Source organism: Planctomicrobium stercoris (genome assembly GCF_051465655.1).
Taxonomy (GTDB): Bacteria; Planctomycetota; Planctomycetia; order Planctomycetales; family Planctomycetaceae; genus Planctomicrobium.
This window is the reverse complement of the sequence record NZ_CP195791.1, coordinates 3,933,855-3,949,309: the sequence shown is the minus strand read 5'-3', so window position 1 is coordinate 3,949,309 and position 15,455 is coordinate 3,933,855. Positions and strand designations below refer to the sequence as shown.

At 57.0% G+C, this 15,455-nt stretch carries 12 protein-coding genes; 7 read left to right on the top strand and 5 right to left on the bottom strand.

What is annotated here, in order from left to right; translation table 11 throughout:
- Positions 1-45 precede the first annotated feature (45 nt).
- Positions 46-1,341 carry an MFS transporter gene (locus tag SH661x_RS15930; protein ID WP_437223360.1) on the bottom strand — a complete coding sequence of 432 codons (1,296 nt, stop codon included), beginning with the start codon at positions 1,339-1,341 and terminating at the stop codon, positions 46-48.
- Positions 1,342-1,672: 331 nt separating this feature from the next.
- Between SH661x_RS15930 and SH661x_RS15925 the strand changes: the two genes are divergently transcribed.
- The 5 genes from SH661x_RS15925 to phnX all read left to right on the top strand — a co-directional run bounded on the left by SH661x_RS15925 (position 1,673) and on the right by phnX (position 6,810).
- Positions 1,673-2,680: a DUF1559 family PulG-like putative transporter gene (locus SH661x_RS15925; RefSeq protein ID WP_437223358.1), complete on the top strand. Its 1,008-nt coding sequence runs from the start codon at positions 1,673-1,675 to the stop codon at positions 2,678-2,680.
- A 55-nt stretch (positions 2,681-2,735) separates the two neighbouring features.
- The gene (locus SH661x_RS15920) at positions 2,736-3,188 is read left to right on the top strand and encodes a carboxypeptidase regulatory-like domain-containing protein (protein WP_437223356.1); all 453 of its coding nucleotides are present in this window, start codon (positions 2,736-2,738) and stop codon (positions 3,186-3,188) included.
- Positions 3,189-3,533: 345 nt separating this feature from the next.
- Complete coding sequence (locus SH661x_RS15915; protein ID WP_437223354.1) at positions 3,534-4,541, top strand: alkaline phosphatase family protein; 1,008 nt, start codon at positions 3,534-3,536, stop codon at positions 4,539-4,541.
- A 188-nt stretch (positions 4,542-4,729) separates the two neighbouring features.
- Entirely contained in the window at positions 4,730-5,860 is a 1,131-nt protein-coding gene (locus SH661x_RS15910) for a phosphonoacetaldehyde reductase (RefSeq protein WP_437223352.1), read from the top strand.
- Between the two features lie 116 nt (positions 5,861-5,976).
- Positions 5,977-6,810 carry a phosphonoacetaldehyde hydrolase gene (phnX, locus tag SH661x_RS15905; protein WP_437223350.1) on the top strand — a complete coding sequence of 278 codons (834 nt, stop codon included), beginning with the start codon at positions 5,977-5,979 and terminating at the stop codon, positions 6,808-6,810.
- 31 nt (positions 6,811-6,841) lie between these two features.
- Here phnX and SH661x_RS15900 read toward each other — a convergent pair whose 3' ends face one another.
- From SH661x_RS15900 to SH661x_RS15890, 3 genes are all read right to left on the bottom strand, one after another.
- Positions 6,842-8,680: a TolC family protein gene (locus SH661x_RS15900; RefSeq protein WP_437223348.1), complete on the bottom strand. Its 1,839-nt coding sequence runs from the start codon at positions 8,678-8,680 to the stop codon at positions 6,842-6,844.
- 253 nt (positions 8,681-8,933) lie between these two features.
- A complete protein-coding gene (locus SH661x_RS15895; protein WP_437223346.1) occupies positions 8,934-10,424 on the bottom strand; it encodes an HlyD family secretion protein in 1,491 nt (496 codons plus the stop codon).
- On the bottom strand, positions 10,408-12,612 hold the full coding sequence (locus SH661x_RS15890; protein WP_437223344.1) for a peptidase domain-containing ABC transporter: 2,205 nt from the start codon (positions 12,610-12,612) through the stop codon (positions 10,408-10,410). The genes SH661x_RS15895 and SH661x_RS15890 overlap by 17 nt, the downstream gene beginning before the upstream one ends.
- A 486-nt stretch (positions 12,613-13,098) precedes the next feature.
- On the opposite strand from SH661x_RS15890, the gene SH661x_RS15885 reads away from it, so the two are divergent.
- Both SH661x_RS15885 and SH661x_RS15880 read left to right on the top strand, forming a co-directional pair.
- A complete protein-coding gene (locus SH661x_RS15885; protein WP_437223342.1) occupies positions 13,099-13,500 on the top strand; it encodes a hypothetical protein in 402 nt (133 codons plus the stop codon).
- Between the two features lie 122 nt (positions 13,501-13,622).
- The gene (locus SH661x_RS15880) at positions 13,623-14,120 is read left to right on the top strand and encodes a tRNA (cytidine(34)-2'-O)-methyltransferase (RefSeq protein ID WP_437223339.1); all 498 of its coding nucleotides are present in this window, start codon (positions 13,623-13,625) and stop codon (positions 14,118-14,120) included.
- Between the two features lie 100 nt (positions 14,121-14,220).
- On the opposite strand, the gene SH661x_RS15875 is transcribed toward SH661x_RS15880, so the two are convergent.
- Positions 14,221-15,357: a trans-sulfuration enzyme family protein gene (locus tag SH661x_RS15875; RefSeq protein ID WP_437223336.1), complete on the bottom strand. Its 1,137-nt coding sequence runs from the start codon at positions 15,355-15,357 to the stop codon at positions 14,221-14,223.
- Positions 15,358-15,455: the final 98 nt, after the last annotated feature.

Sequence of the window (15,455 nt, the reverse complement as noted above, 5' to 3'; positions counted from 1 at the left end):
CAGATTCGTCTCGATGTACCACGATCGTATTCTCTTCCAGTGGAATTATCGACGAATGAAGACGGCGCACAGGGCGCTCGCCAGCGATGCCGCTGCCACCGTCGCAAACACCAGTTCCGTCCGATTGCCGTTCGACTCGATCAACCAGCCGATCAACGGTTCTCCCAGCCCGGCAAATGCATACGCAAATGTATTCATCACCCCGGTCCCGGTTCCGGCACGGCGCGTTCCCAGCAGGTCCGGGCAGAGCGCCCAGAACGCGGACTGCGGACCATACGCGAAGAAACCGCATAAGAACAGCAGACCAATGCTTGTCACCAACTGCTGCGGCAGCAGATACATTGCCAATGCGGAAGTCGCTGCGAGCATCATAAACAGGAAGATCGGGATCGAACGGTTGGAGTGAAAAAGCCGGTCCGAGATCCAGCCGCTGGCCAGTGCCCCTAATGCCATTCCCACGGGGAGAGCAACGCTGATCCAGCTGCCATATGGGTTCGACTTCCAGCTTTCACCCAGAAAGTGCACCGGCACCCAGATCAGCAGTCCGTACCGGGCCATGCTCTGAAAGCCGATCGCAATACTCGCGACAAGAAATCTCCAGTTTCCCAGAACCGCCAGGTAGCGTTGTCCGGCAGTTTCTTCAGGCTGGATTTTGAGAGACTCTGTGGACCCCGCTTCCGGATCCACCCTCTCAGGATGATTCACCGGTTCAAATCCCAGGTCCTCCGGCTGATTCCTCACCAGCAGGTAATACACCGTTCCTCCTGCAAGGAGGGAGAGGACCGGAATGCGAAAAATCCAGCGCCAATCCAGTTGAAAAGCGAGAATCAGATTCGAAGTCAGGTACGTGATCATGGAGGCCGATCCTGCTGCGAATACGTAAGCCCCGTACACTCGGCCGCGTTCGGCTGGTCCCCACCAGTTGGCCAGCACTCTGCTGCCCGGCGCCCACCCCATCGACTGGACCAGCCCGTTGAGTCCCCAGGGGACCGCCAACGAGACAACCCCTGTCCCAAAGCTCATCATCCAGTTCAGTCCGCACGACAGCCACGCCCCGAGGCTGACCATGATGCGGCCGCCATATTGATCCCCCAGATTCCCGTTGAGTGACTGTCCAATCGCGTAAGACCAGAGCATCGTCGTGCTGATCCATCCCAGCTGCGACTTGCTGAGTCCCAGTTCCTTCTCAATCCCCGGGATGGCAAAGCCGAACGATTGCCTGCCGGTGTAATAGAAGAGATAGCAGAACATGGTCGCGAGCAGGATCCGCCACTGGGCGCGGCGAAGGCTCCGGGCATCCAGATCGGAATCACCGGTCAGTTGGGCAGAACTGTCAATCATGAAGCGGCGTCCGGGAGAGGGGAATCGAGACTGGTTCGCGATTGTCTGACCGTAGAGGAGCTCGTCATATTTGGAAAGTTGAATGTGAGTGGAAGTCACATTTCAGTGACTAATGGCACACTGACAGTTAGGTTTATACAAGTTGGTGCTATTTGATGGAAATATTTGTTGCAATTCTCGCAGAATTATCAATCCCGCACTTCACAATTCCTCCTGAATAATATATTTTCACAAAATGTGACTGTCAGTCACCGCTCTCTCGCAATCTCGCGGATCACATCTCATCTATGCCGTCTTCGACCCCTCTTCGCCTTCTCGTGGAGATTTGACAATGGTTACCAGGCACTCTGCATCGGCCCGGCATCAGGCGTTTACGCTCATTGAATTGCTGGTGGTCATTGCCATCATCGCCGTGCTGGTCGCTCTCCTGCTTCCGGCTGTGCAGCAGGCGAGGGAAGCGGCACGTCGCAGCCAGTGCAAGAACAATCTGAAGCAGTACGGTTTGGCTCTCCACAACTATCACGAGACCTACGGGATGTTCCCGATTGCTGCGACGGGGCCGGCAACAACTGGGCGCGACCAGCTCCCGCGGATCAGCTGGCAAACGCGAATTCTTCCGTATCTGGATCAGGCCCCGCTGTTCAATCAGTTGAATCTGAGCAACGGCACCGAGGCTGGATATCAGACGCTCTCCAACGGAAAGCAGTTTCGTTCGATCTCTTTACCGGTCGTGACCTGCCCGAGCGATCCCAGTACATCCCCGCGCGGGCCGTGGGCGACCGGAAGTTACGCGGGATCAATGGGTTCGCAGTGGGTTGAGTCCGGTGTGGCGAACTGCACTCCCTACAACAACATTGCTCTGAAGACCGCCGTCTACGGCAACACGTCCGATAAATCACAACTCTCTGGAATGTTCTGTCGAAATGCTATGACAATCCGGATCGCAGACGTGACGGACGGAACGTCAAACACGATTCACGTCGGGGAGATTATTCCGAGATGCGTTTCACAGGACGACCCCAACTACAATGAACGTTCTTGCTGGAGTCACGCAACGTCGGTGAACAATGCAGAAGGGCAGACAGTCCTGCCGATGAACGACTTCACGACGTGCGTCCATCTCGGACCAAATCGACGGTATAACACCTCGTACCAGCACTGTGCCACGGCCGTCGATAGCTGGCACTTCTTTTACGGGTTCCGTTCGCATCATGTCGGAGGTGCCCACTTCCTGCTGGCCGACGGCTCTGTTCGATTTCTCGGCGAAAACATTGACCACGCCAAGGTCTATCAGGCCCTGGGGGGCCGAGACGACGGCAAGGTGATCGGTGAATTCTAAGTCACGCCGGCAGATTGCTCGGATCCATTCCTTCACCCCGGGAGCAACCAACACGATGGCAACGATGCCGCTTCGATGGAGATGCTGCGCAGCAGTCAGCCTGATCATGACGTTCCTCGGGTGTGGAGGATCAGGGGCTCCCGCCATGGCCAAGGTCTCGGGCGTCGTCACCTACCAGGGCAAGCCGCTCTCCGATGCGAACATTTCTTTCGTTCCTGAGTCGGGACCGATCGCCAGCGGTCTGACGGACGCCGAGGGAAAATTCTCGCTTTCAATCAGAGGAACCCCAGGAGCCGTCCTGGGGGAGCATCGGATTTCCATCACTGCCTTTAAACCTGTCACTCCGTCTCCAGGTAACAAGCCGAGTGCAGCAGGCAGCGAGGATCTGAACCCCGCGAAACCAGTCTCGCGCATTCCGGAAAAATATGGATCCCCGGAAACCAGCGGCTTAAGCGCGGTCGTCGTGAAGCAGCGCACCCCAAACAATTTTCAGTTCGATCTGAACTAGACCAGTTTGGTCTATCATGTGCAGGCGATCCAGGATTTTCACCGCATCAAAGTCCATATGATCGCCTGCGGAACGTAATAGATTATTTGCAAAACCGCTCTAGAGCGAATCTCACGAACGTGTGGCGTTCCGGCGGCGATCAACACAGCTTTCGAACGACAAATCTCCCGGAATCGCCGCCACACTCCCCTGAGACAGGGGCTAAGACAGGAATTGCAACAGAAAGAAATGGATGTCTTTTGTCGGTCTTCGGCGCACTTCGGTCCTCAGTTCACTAAGGACATTCAAGGTGAACCTGAGATCGCCGATTCGAATCGCGTGCTCAGCACGGTTATGGAGTTAAAGATGAGTCAGAACCCCCACAACTTGAAACGTTGTTTTGCAGCACTGTTCGCAGTCAGCCTGATGTGTCACGCCATTTCCGACGTGCGAGCTCAGCCCGCCTCGGCCCCTCGAGAGTCACGCGTGCTGGTGATCGGAATCGACGGGACCCGCCCGGATGCGCTCAAAAAGGGAGACACGCCGAACATTGACGGCTTGATCCAGTCTGGGGCGTTCACGGAGACGGCCCAGATTCTGGGGGAACGTTATCAGAAGAATAACACGCTCAGCGGACCCAGCTGGTCAAGCATTCTGACGGGAGTCTGGGCTGACAAGCACGGAGTTCAGGACAACGAATTCAAAGGCAGGAACTTCGAACTCTTCCCGCATTTCTTCAAACATCTGAAGAAGTTTCGGCCTGATGCGTACACGGTTTCTCTCGTCTCCTGGGCCCCCATTCGTGACATGGTCGTGGCTGAGGCGGATGTGAATCACGTGGAGCCGCTCCCGAACGGAGGTGATGCCAGGCCTTCCGAGGATGCAACCGCCCGAAGATTACGGCTGGAAGATGAACGGGATCACACCGTCGCGGAGAAAGCGGCCCGCATCCTTCGCGAGGACGATCCGGATGCGATGTTCGTCTATTTTCATCAGGTGGATGCCACAGGCCACGGCGTGGGGTTCAGTCCAGACATTCCAGAATATGTTCGTGCGATTGAGAATGTCGACAGGCATATTGGAACGGTCCTCGAAGGACTTCGCTCCAGACCGGGTTATTCAGATGAGGACTGGCTGGTGATTGTCTGTACGGACCACGGCGGTCTGGGGACGGAGCATGGCGGGGGACATGATAAACCCGAGATCCGTCAGGTGTTTCTGATCGTCAGCGGCGACGCTGCTGAAGTTGGACGGTTTCAGAATCAGGTTTATCTCGTCGATGTCGCTGCCACGGCTTTGACGCATTTGAAGGGCTCGATCGACAAAGACTGGCTTCTCGATGGGCAGGCTGTCGGGTTGAAGCCCGCCCGGTAGTCCGGCTTTCCAGGATCTGTGCCATTTCTGCCCTGACCGGTGAAGAACAAAGGTTGTCTGTGAAACCCACTTCGAAATCTGTTGATCTCCCCGTGATGAGGAGAGATCGAACATCGTCCCCGGATGCTCCGGCGAAACACCCGCAGTCTGCCCCAGCAAGTTTTGGCGTCGGGCACATTCGGGATGCGATGACGGACGACCGTTGCCTCGACAGCTTCAATGAACTGCATCATCTGCTCAACGATCTGAGAATTGAATCGCTGTTTCTGGTCGTCGACCGCGGTGCTTATCAGCATTCGGGGGCTCGGGAGAAACTTGTTCCCCTGCTCGCGAAGCGCCGCGTCACGGTCTTTGATGAATTCGAGCCGAATCCGAAATACCCCGACGTTCTTCAGGGAATCGCACGCTATCGAAGTTCGGGAGCGAGTGCGGTCCTGGCGATCGGCGGGGGCTCAGCAATTGACGTTGCGAAACTGATCTCTTCATTTTCGAACGAATGCTGCGAACCGCTCTCATTGATCCTCAAGCAGTCTCGTTTCGAAAATCCCGAAATTCCATTGATCGCGATTCCCACCACAGCCGGGACCGGCAGCGAAGCGACCCAGTTCGCAGTCGTGTATGTCGAGGGCGAAAAGCATTCGGTCGATCATCCGAAGCTCCTCCCCAACTACTGCGTTCTGGATGCGGAATTGACTCACAATCTGCCCTCCGCGATCACTGCCCAGACAGGATTGGATGCGTTCTGTCAGGCGATTGAATCGATCTGGAGTGTCGGCTCGACACAGACTTCTGTGCGTGATGCCAGCGAAGCTGTTCAGCTCGCGTTTGAACATCTGGTCAATGTGGTCCAGCGGCCCGACCGGACATCACGGGCAGCCATGCTCAGAGCGGCACACCTGGCGGGACGAGCGATCAACCAGACCCGCACCACTGCCTCCCATGCCATCTCCTACACGCTCACGAGTGACTACGGAATTCCACATGGTCACGCAGTCTCACTCACCTTAGGGGCCATGCTGATGCACAACGTCGAAGTGCGGGAAGACGACTGTAACGACCCGCGCGGAGTGGCTCACGTGCAGGAATCCATCCATAAGATCCTCATGCTGATTGGTTGCAAAACGCCCGACGAAGGGGACCGGTCCATCCGGCAGCTGATGGAATCGATCGGATGTGAAACCCGGCTGAGCAGACTGGGAATTCAGGGAGAAATCGCTTTCCGCTCCATTGCCGACAAGGTCAATCTGGAACGCCTTCGCAATAACCCCCGCCACTTAACTCACGCACAGCTCGTCAAAATTCTGCAGGCCCTCACATGAGAACGGACGGGCCATCGCCGTTGTGTCGACTGGGGGTTTCAGATTTCTGAAATCTCCCAGCGACACCCGCGAAAAAAATCAACTGCTTCTATCAATCAGATACCAGGGAATTCCGAGTGACTGACTTTCAACAACAGCGTCTTCGTGCCGGGAAGGTCCAGGCTGTCATCCTCGACTGGGCCGGGACGACCGTCGATTTCGGGAGTTGTGCTCCGGCACAGGTCTTTCGAGAGATCTTCGTGCGGGAAGGGATCGACGTCACGGAAGCTCAGGCACGCGGACCGATGGGGTTAGCCAAACGGGAACATATCGCCACCGTGCTCGCCATTCCCGAAGTGGCAGCGATGTGGAAGAAGGCCAAAGGTCGCGAGTCCACCGAATCCGATATCGACGATCTTTACGAACGCTTTCTCCCGCTTCAGCGAGAAGTGCTGCAGGCTCACTCGCAAGTGATTCCTGGTGCTGTCGAATCGCAGCAGTGGATGCGCGAGCGCGGAATCAAAGTGGGGTCGACGACCGGTTATACGCGATCGTTGATGGAGGTCGTTGTGCCGGCTGCTGCAAAGGCCGGTTACTCACCTGAAGCAGTCGTCTGTTCGGATGAAGTCCCTCAAGGACGACCGGCCCCCTGGATGCTGTTTCTGGCATCTCAACGGTTGAACGTCTTTCCCATGGCCTCGGTCGTCGCTGTCGACGATACCTTGTTGGGGATCGATGCGGGTCTGAATGCCGGATGCTGGACAATTGCCGTTGTCGCGACGGGAAATGAGATGGCACTCTCGCTACAGGATTTCGACAGACTTCCTGCCGAGGAACGCGTCGGACGTTCGGAGAAGATCAGGGCTCACTTTCTGGAAGGGGGGGCCCATCTGGCAATCGACTCTGTTGCTGAGCTCCCAACCGCCATTGAGACGATCGAGTCGTGGATTCAGGCGGGCAGACGTCCGTAAACGCCAGCGACAGCCTAGAACGGAGTCGCTTTCAGTCGATCGGCAGCATCTCAGGAGGAACCTGATCCTGGGCCAGTGCTGCTCGATATTTCGCCATGGCGTTGTAGTGTTGCCGCAACGCTTCCACCTGTCGGAGTGCGGACTCCGCGGCGAACTGTTCACGCAAAGTCACGGTCAAAAGGTCGGACAGGCCGTTCTCAAAGTTCCGTCGTTCGCGTTCCGCAAGTTCCTCAGCCAGCTGCACTGCGATGATCGTCTGTTTGACCGCTTCATATGTCGCGACCAGTGAGGCATACGCCGACTGTACGTCCGCGACAATCTTGTCTTCGGTCATCCGCTGCTTGGCGTTGACCTGAGCAAGCTTCGCTTCGACAGCCAGCATTTTTCCACGGGCCTTGCGTCTTTGAACAGACACATCAGCGAAGATCCCGGTCTCCAGTTCAAACGGCGACTTGTCACGTTTGTAGCTGGTCGGTGCACCAACATCCTGTGACCCGGACACCATCAAGTCCAGGGACGGGCGAAACTCGTTGTTCGCCTCTGCCAGGTCGACATCCAGCTGGCGTCGCAGCACGTCATAGGTTTTCAGTTCAGGACGCTGAGCCAGTGCGACCTGAATGTCGGCGTGCATCATGCCGATTTCGATCAGCCTCGGGTCCGGGAAGTTTGGGAGAACGTCCGGCGAGGGAATCACAGGCTGTCCGTTCGCATCGCGGTAGAACAATGAAAGCTTGACGCCATTCTCTCGAAACTTCTTCGCGGATTCCGCGACAGCTGCTTTTCTCACCGCGATCAGTCGGTAGTTGTCTGTCAGCTGCGGAGGGTCAATCAGTCCGACCTCGACTTGCCGTTTGATGCGGTTGGTGCGGTCTTCGGCAATTTTGAGGATTCGAGCATCCACGAGATAATACTGTCCGGCCGCGACCCAGCCCCAGTAGGCGTAACTGGCTTCCAGCACATAATCAATCAGCAGGGCCTGAATTTCCGGTTCAACAATCTGCCGTTCGTAGGTGGATCGCCAGAGTTCCGCACGACGTGGATCGATGTTCCGGTTTCGAACCAGCGGGAATGCGACACCCGCCTTGAACTCGCCTCCGTCGTTGGTCTGACGTTCTGTGTACCACGGCTGAAAATCGCCACGGCCGATGCGGTATCCCGCAAACACTTCACCGCCGTTGTACATGGGCTGCGCGAAACCGACACTCTGTCGATACGTCTGATAGAAGCCAAGCTCTCCCGCTTCTGAGGCAGCCTTCAGTTTCAGGTCATACGCCCCTGCTGCTGAGAGTTGCTGACCTGCAGCGATCTGACGTTCCTGCAATGCGGAAGCCAGAAGCGGATAGCTGGTGTAGACCGATCCGATCACATCATCCAGATGTATGAAGTCGCCGGATTCGGGATGTTCTGGATCGCTGAAGGCTTTCGGTTGCTTGACCGATTGCTGTTCCGGGCTTTCGGTGAGTGGGAGCGGAACGTCGCCATCGGGAACCGGAATTCCTGTCGGTGGAAACGGGATTGCTTCAGCGTCCATGATTTCACCGGCAATCGGATTCGCTTCTTCCGGCGGTTGCAGGAAACTGGTCAGCGTGATCCCAAAGGTATCGTCCGCATCGATCGCGGCTGGATCCTGAAGTGAAAAGTCGGAGAGCTGCGGATCGGATGACTGTTCCCCGCTGCTGCTTCCCAGTTGAATGGAAGACTTCTGCGCAGTGACGACAATTTTTTCGCCTGCATTTTCTTCGCCTGAGACCGGCGGGTCAGCGGGAGCCCCGGTGGCTGCTGCCGAAGCGCGAAGCTTCGGCTGGAAGGGAATGCTGGTGCATCCTTCCATGACCATCGCGAATCCGAGGAGTGCGAACGACCTCCACATGCATTGCTTTCCTGGCATCCTTCTCCTGGCAATTCCCTTTAGCTCCGGAATCCCATTCCGGAGTGACTGCCCGTTATTGGCATCGGCAGTCGCTTGTCGTAAGCTTTGTGTAATCGAAGCCATCGCTAATCGATTTCATCGATACAGTGAAAGCTGATTTTCGATAAAGTGTCGCTATCTTTCCATTTTCTCTACAGAACAGAACTTCGAATCCCTTTTGGCTGAAGGGAACGGAAGGCTGACAAGGATGTGGCTATTTAGGAAGCTTCGGTGGCTTGGCCTTCTTGCCGTCGTTGTCTTGTCCCTCGTTCACGTCAACGACGGGGGGAAACGCATTGAGATTCCGCCAGACTTCGAACCACAGCGGAACGGTGTCCAGCAGCACCCATGCATTCGCGCGGACCCCCTGTCGGAGAAATCTGTCGTTGGGCCATGCGGGACTCTCCGGGTCGGGACGGATCAACGCTCGAAACTTCCCTTTGCCGTCATCGATGGCATCGACAGACACAACCGTTCCACCAAACGTACCGACCGCGACGGAGGGCCATCCTGAAAACTGAATGGCCGGCCAACCTTCAAACTGCAGTCGAACATGGCGTCCCGTCTGCACCAGCGGGGCATCATTCCCGTACAGCCAGATCTGGACGGCGCGATCCTTGGTATCAGGAACAATCGTGCAGATCGCATCTCCTTCTTTGATGACCTGCGTCCCCTGGTTTGGGGTGATACTCACAATAATGCCGTCAAACGGGGCGGTGACCGTCTGTGTCTGCTGGCGCGCAATCTTGATCTGCATTTCCAGAAGCTCTTTCTCCGCTTTCTGGAAATCCGACCAGGCCTTTGCCACTTCCGACTGAGCCTTGCTGACGTCGCTATGGGCTTTGCGAAGTTTGGCATAGGACTCTTCGATATCCACCTGAGCCTTCTGCAGCTTCGCTTCCCGCTCTCTCTTCTTGGCAGAGAGTTCTTCCTTCGCCGCAGCCACATACGCTTTTCCGCGTGCGACCTTGGCCTCCGCTTCCCGAAGCTTCCGTTCGACCTCCTGGAATTTCAGCCCCGCTATATTCCCTTCCTCATACAACGTCTTATGACGCTGGTAATCCAGTTGAAGCTGCGAAATCGCAGCGAGGTACTCTTCCAGCTGCTGATGTTCGGCGTCCACTTTGCGATGCGCCATCTCGACATAATCGTCCGCGGCCGCGACCGTCTCGTGCTGGACTTTGGTGTACGACTCGATCTGCGCTTCATAGGTTGTGACAACCGTCTGGGCCGCTGCCATGGCGTTCTGGTAGGCATCGAGCTGCTGCTTGGAAGCCTCTACGGATTGCTCAGTATTTCGTAATTGATCCCGCAGCCGCTCGATGTAGCCTGTGTCGAGGTCCTGAAGCTCAGCGATGAGCTGGCCCTTTTTGACTCTGGCATTCTCGAAGATTCCCTCACCCCATCGGGAGATCCGACCTTTGGTCGGAGCCTCCAGAACCTGCTGCCGTTCGAATGGTGCAAATGCAATGACGTTCCCGCTGCCCGTGACCGACTGCTGCCAGGGAGCGATTGCCACAATCATCAGCGTGAGAAGAAAGCCCACGAACAGGACTTGTGCAATGACCCAGGCGGCACGTGATGACCGGGCCAGCCGCAATGAGGGCATTGCCGTTTCACTGTATGCGGTGGGTGAGAGCATGGAGTGTCGTCGGACTTCGGCTCCCAGCCTGATGGTCTGTTTTTCTCTATGGGTGATCGCCATGCTTGCTTCCTCTGGGAGGCTCAATGAGCTTCTTCTGGAACGGACCGACCAGATTTCCCGCTGACCGATTCACATAGATTTCTCCGGTGCCGATCTTGACGATGCGGTCTGCCATCCGCTGCAGAGACTCGCGACCGGAAACGCAAAGGAGAGTCCACGGCTGTGACCGATCGCAGAGCATTTCCATCAGGCACTCTCCTTCCGCGTCGGGGAAGGTGTCGAGTGTGCCATCGATGAGCAGCAGCTTCGGATCGTTGGCAATCGCTCTTGCCAGAACGAGTTTGCGGGCCTGTGGCAGGGTGAGCGGATAACCGTCAGCCGAAAGTTCCGTCTCCAGCCCGTCCGGGTAGGCGAGAATCACGTCCAGCAGTCCGACCTTGTCGAGTGCCTCGCGGATGTGGCTGCTGGAGACTTCGGGACGTTCCAGATGTACGTTCTCCGACACGGTCCCCTGAAAGATTTCGACGTCGGCGGCCATGGCGGCGACCCGTCGCAGGAGGTCCGGTCGCAGGTTCCGGACATCAATGTCGTTGATCGCCACGTAACCGGATGCGGGGAGTCGCAGGCCGTACAGAAGGTCCAGCAGCAGGCTCTTGCCGTGTCCTGTCGCTCCGCAGATCGCAATCCTCTCTCCCGGGCGAATGTCGAGGGAAATGGGCTTGAGAGGGCCGTAGCTGACATCGTGGACGGTGACATGCACCGGACCGTCATGCCGGATGACTCCCAGACCATCGCTTTTCTCAGTTGGAAGATCGAACAGCACCCCCAGCTTGTCGACTGAGGCCAGCAGGTCATAGAACCCTTCGAGGTGTTTTCCCATCTTTGCAAAGGACGCCACCACGATACTGACAATCAACTCTGCCGCGACGAGTTGTCCCAGCGTCAACTGACCGGAAATCACCAGCCATCCCCCCATTCCCAACAGGACCGTGCTTGAGACCGCCTGCAGAAACAGGGCGAAAATGATCTGCCTCATCAGGATGTTGAAGTGCTTCCGTCGGGCTTCCAGATATTCGAAGGTCAGGCGGTCGGCCCGCTCCATGGCGAACTCCGTGGCTCCGGAGCATTTGAATGCCAGCGGACAGGCTGCCAGATCTTCCAGAAAAGCCGCGATGTTATATTTCTTCTTTGATTCCTTGATGCTCGTCGTGACCGCTCCGCGTCCCAGCACGAAGATTGCAATCGCAATCAGGCACAGCAGGATGACGTCAAACCCCAGGAGCCAGGGATGGTAAAAGGCCAGAACACACATCCCGATCAGCGTGATCAGCACGAGTGAGAGGGCGTCCAGAAGCATTTGTGCCGTGACCTTCTGGACCGTCACCACATCAAAAAACCGGTTGACCAGTTCACGTCCATTATGCCCTTCATAGGCATCGATGCGGACACGGGGAAGGCGATAGGCAAGGTCCGCGGCAACTCTCGCGAAAATCCGCCGCTGGATGATTTCGACCACATACGTCTGCAACGCTCGCAGCGCGGCCATGAAAGCCAGAAAGGCAAAGAGGATCAGCGAGAGAACGACAACCGGCTGCATGAAGCGACCGAACGCCACGGTGTTGACCAGTGATTCCACGGCGAGCGGAGTCGCCATCGCCAGCAGACCTGTGACCATCGCGAATACGAACACCACCCAGATGTCACCACGTTCCGCATGCAGCAGACTGAGCAGACGTGAAAACGGCGGCTGTTCACCCGCATGAGCGTCTTCGGTCGAGTAAAATTCCGGCTGGGGTTCAATCACCACCACACGCAGAACCTGATCCTCCTCAAACTTTTCGAGCTTCCTGCGCAGTTCCGATTTGCTCAACTGGGTATCAGACGGATCTCCCAGAGGAGTCAGGAGTCGAAAACGTTGACGCGGGGCGGACATCACCGCATACCAGCCCTCATACTCCTCGTTGTTGTGCAGGATGACTCGACCGCCGTCCCGCACGATTTCGACGAGTTGAGGAAACGTGCAGTCGATGACTTTGCTTTTCAGCTCCAGGGTCACGCTGGCCTCGATGATCCATTTCCACCACTGGGTGGATTCGTCACCGGGCCAGATCTCGACCGCCTCCTCGAGAGCCCGCCGAAACTTGCCACGGTCCGCAGGTCGCCCGGATTCAAGCGCGAAGGCTTCGAGAATGACCGCAGCCGCTGCTGTGGGGTGATCATTCTCGGACTGAGGTGGATGAGCGATCATTTCGCTGCCATATCTTCACAGAGGTCAGTCTTTTTCCCGGTCATCGATGACGCGATGGGAATTCGACATCAGCACAGCCGGTCCGGAACGTCGTTCAATGGCTCGGGCTGGTGGCTTCTTCCTCAATCGGCGTCCTCCGTTTCTAGCGAAAGTGCTTCTGTAATAAAACCGTAATATTTGCTCTTGTCGAGTGATCAAAATTTTCGAATGCCATTCTGCAGTGCTCAATAAATTGAGTTTTGACTGGAAAAAAGTTGTGGTTCATTTCGCCTGCCGGGGATGCCGATGGGAGTTGCAGGGGCCTGGACATGCCACTGATCGGGGTTCGGTCCGGCAAAACCGGCCGGTTCGAGGGAGCGCATTCGGCGTATTCAGCCACCGCCGGATGTGGACCTGTGAACGGCAAGTGACGATGTGCGAGGGGGAGCAAGGATGCGAGAACCGGTCAACTTGACGCATCAGCGAACTCTACTTGGAAGCCGGCTGATGACCGCGCAGCTCATCCTCGGGCTGGGCACGGTCGGCTGCACCGCAATTCCGGATCCGTCCGCGAGCGTCGTGCGTGAGATGTCTGACGACCACTGCCGCGATTTCCTGTTCCACCCTGATGTCGATCTGATCGGAATCACGAAACCGAACTGGTTCTGGGCTCCCACATTCTGGGATCCTGCCTGTCCGCCGCTCGGGGGTGAAAGAACTCGCTGGCGGCCGATGGCGCCTGTCAGCGCTGTGTTTACGTTGCCGCAGGTTCCTCCCTCTTCGGTGGAACCGACGAAAGTCAAACCGGGCCAGGAAGGGAGTCCGACTCTGTTCCGGTCACTCGACGGGGAGGAATTGGAGCTTCCGCCGCCGTTGCCGGTTCCCGTGGACGTCCTGCGGGACGAATGATCGGGACCATCGGGGTCTACAGGCTTCACCGAATCGATGCAGTGGGGAGGAAACCCGCTTTGCCTGGCGGTATGCTCTGGCCGTTTTGATTTTCTGACTGGCTCGAACTTTTCACCCCTCCCATGCAGCTGAACTCAAGCCCCTTGCTGAACGTCGTTCTCTATCAGCCGGAGATTCCGCAGAATACAGGAAACATCGGCCGCAGCTGTGTGGCGGTGGGGGCCAAGCTGTGGCTGATCCGTCCGCTGGGATTCCAGATGGAGGACCGGCATCTGAAACGGGCCGGCATGGACTATTGGCATCTGGTCGACTGCGAAGTGGTGGACGACTGGGAGCAGTTGCTGACGCGTCTGGCGGAGACCGCCGTTCCGACGCGGCGGTTCTGGTTTTTAACGAAGTTCGCCCAAAAGCTGGTCTGGGATGCGGAGTTTCATCCCGGAGACGTACTGGTCTTTGGCGCCGAGTCGAAAGGCCTCCCGGAGTCGCTGCGTACTGAAAACATCGACACCTGCATCAAGCTCCCGATGCGAGGCGCCGTCCGCAGCCTGAATCTGGCAAGCACCGCAAATACCATCATGTACGAGGCGGTCCGGCAGTTCGGTGGGAGCCTTGAAGAGTGAGATGACTGAAAAGATTGATCCCGCCGTGTGCAGCGACGCGGCGGGATCAAGTTCAAACATCTCAGCTGGGGTGCGTGGGCACTTCGCCCAGCCACCGAATTTAGCCGATCGCCTGCTTCATGTCGGCGATCAGGTCGTCGGGATGCTCGATCCCCACGGAAACCCGGATGGTCTTCTCGGAAATACCAGCAGCACGGCGGGCTTCCTGAGTCATCGAAGCATGGCTCATCGTGTCAGGATATTCGACCAGTGATTCCACGCCACCCAGCGATTCTGCGAGCTGGAACATCTTCAGCTTGGCCAGCATCTTCTCGACTTCGGGTCGGCCCCCTTTGAGGTCGAAGCTGAGCATCGCGCCGAATCCGGCCTGCTGCTTCTTGGCCAGGGCGTGTTGCGGATGCGATTCCAGACCGGGGAAGTAGACATGTTCGACTTGCGGGTGCTCGTCCAGCATGCGGGCCAGTGCCATGGCTCCACGCTGATGAGCTTCCATCCGCGGGCCCAGAGTTTTCACGCCACGCAGAACCAGCCACGCATCGAACGGGCTGCAGCCCAGTCCGAGTGCGTTGACAATATAAGCGATCCGATCGGCATGGGCCTGATGGCGGGTGATGACGCATCCCCCGACAACGTCGGAATGCCCGTTCAGATATTTGGTCGTGGAATGCACGACGACGTCCACACCGTGATCAAAGGGACGCTGCAGGTACGGCGAAAGAAAGGTATTGTCGGCAATGGAAATGCAGTTCGCCTTTTTGGCGATTTCTGCAATCGTCGCCATGTCGACGATGTTCAGGAGCGGGTTGCTGGGGGTCTCGATCCAGATTCCCTTGGTTTCCGGGGTGATCGCGTTCTTCACATTCTCGACATTCCCCATGTCGACGAAGCTGAATTTGTAGCCCTGCTCGGTGAAGACGTTCGCGAACAGCCGGTAGGTTCCGCCGTAGATGTCGTGACCGGCGATGATGTGGTCGCCCGGTTTGAAGAGGTGCAGCGCGGTGGTAATGGCCGACATGCCGGTACAGGTGGCCCGGCAGGAGATTCCCCCTTCCAGCGACGCCAGATTTTCTTCGAGTGCTGCACGTGTCGGATTGCCGCTACGGGTGTAGTCGTATCCGCGGTGTGTGTTCAGGTCGTCCCAGTAGAATGTGGATGACGGATAGATTGGAGTGATGCAGCTGTTGTACGCGGTGTCCTTGTTGACTCCGGTATGAACGCAACGGGTCTGGAAATGCATGGGGTTCTCAATTCTCTGTGCGGAAAATTCGAAGGGGAGAGTGTCGATTTTTCACGACGTTCTGTCCAGTGAGTCCGCATGATTTCGGCTGTCGATCC

Coding starts and splice junctions, on each gene's coding strand:
- SH661x_RS15880 (WP_437223339.1), top strand. CDS start 13,623: ATGCAGCTGAACTCAAGCCCCTTGCTGAACGTCGTTCTCTATCAGCCG.
- SH661x_RS15925 (WP_437223358.1), top strand. CDS start 1,673: ATGGTTACCAGGCACTCTGCATCGGCCCGGCATCAGGCGTTTACGCTC.
- SH661x_RS15875 (WP_437223336.1), bottom strand. CDS start 15,357: ATGCATTTCCAGACCCGTTGCGTTCATACCGGAGTCAACAAGGACACC.
- SH661x_RS15885 (WP_437223342.1), top strand. CDS start 13,099: ATGACCGCGCAGCTCATCCTCGGGCTGGGCACGGTCGGCTGCACCGCA.
- SH661x_RS15920 (WP_437223356.1), top strand. CDS start 2,736: ATGGCAACGATGCCGCTTCGATGGAGATGCTGCGCAGCAGTCAGCCTG.
- SH661x_RS15915 (WP_437223354.1), top strand. CDS start 3,534: ATGAGTCAGAACCCCCACAACTTGAAACGTTGTTTTGCAGCACTGTTC.
- SH661x_RS15900 (WP_437223348.1), bottom strand. CDS start 8,680: ATGTGGAGGTCGTTCGCACTCCTCGGATTCGCGATGGTCATGGAAGGA.
- SH661x_RS15930 (WP_437223360.1), bottom strand. CDS start 1,341: ATGATTGACAGTTCTGCCCAACTGACCGGTGATTCCGATCTGGATGCC.
- SH661x_RS15910 (WP_437223352.1), top strand. CDS start 4,730: ATGACGGACGACCGTTGCCTCGACAGCTTCAATGAACTGCATCATCTG.
- SH661x_RS15895 (WP_437223346.1), bottom strand. CDS start 10,424: ATGGCGATCACCCATAGAGAAAAACAGACCATCAGGCTGGGAGCCGAA.
- SH661x_RS15890 (WP_437223344.1), bottom strand. CDS start 12,612: ATGATCGCTCATCCACCTCAGTCCGAGAATGATCACCCCACAGCAGCG.